This window comes from Candidatus Nitrosotalea sp. FS (assembly GCF_011319475.1).
Lineage (GTDB): Archaea > Thermoproteota > Nitrososphaeria > Nitrososphaerales > Nitrosopumilaceae > Nitrosotalea.
Map to the genome: position 1 here is coordinate 1 of NZ_RCMC01000005.1, position 745 is coordinate 745.

At 35.7% G+C, this 745-nt stretch carries 1 protein-coding gene; it reads right to left on the minus strand.

Annotation, left to right across the window (positions count from 1 at the left end):
• The coding region (locus DYY66_RS00055) for a hypothetical protein (protein WP_166285119.1) at positions 1 to 541 on the minus strand (541 nt) is incomplete at its 3' end.
• Between the last annotated feature and the right edge of the window lie 204 nt (positions 542 to 745).

Below are 745 nucleotides of genomic sequence, written 5' to 3' on the forward strand. Positions count from 1 at the left end.
TATTGTTTTTATTGGTGGAATTGAAAAGGCCAGCTTCAGTAATAGTTACTGTCTCACCTGATGTGTTTGTGAATGTGTTTGACAGAGAAACTTTTGATGTCCCACTACTTGGTGCAGCTGTTGCGTTAACGGTTGATGCTACTGCTCGTGCTAATCCAGTAGCAGAGGTTTCTGTGTTAAGTGCAGTATCAGTCCTAGTGTTGCCATTTGTTCCAGTACCTAAGGCCATTACATTAAATGCTCCAGGCGAACCAGTACAACTATTCTCAATACCTGTTGTTGGTGCAAATAGTGTCTTGATCGCACAATCTACTCCATGGTTTACAATGATGTTATCAGATTGCCTGTAGGTTGTTATCATACCATTTGGGGCTGTAACAAACATAGTTACATGTCCTGCTATGTGAGAGCCCTCTGAGTTTGTAGATGATGTTGGTGATTCCCCAAGATTAAATGATTGTAAACCATACTCACCTAGCACTCCGATAGAGAATGCTATGATAACAGCTATGCTAGTACCAACAAGATATTTTTTATTCAATATTAAGAAAATATTCTCTTTGCATATAAATATGGTGAAGGATAGATCGGGATTAATATTTATGATAATAAATTAGATAATGATCTTGAAATATATCCATTTCATTATTGCATTTTTTTTAATTTTATTTAGTACAAAGACTGCTTGTGCAGAATCAATGATAATTACACAATCAGATGTGATGAACAAAGTAATTTTTGATGG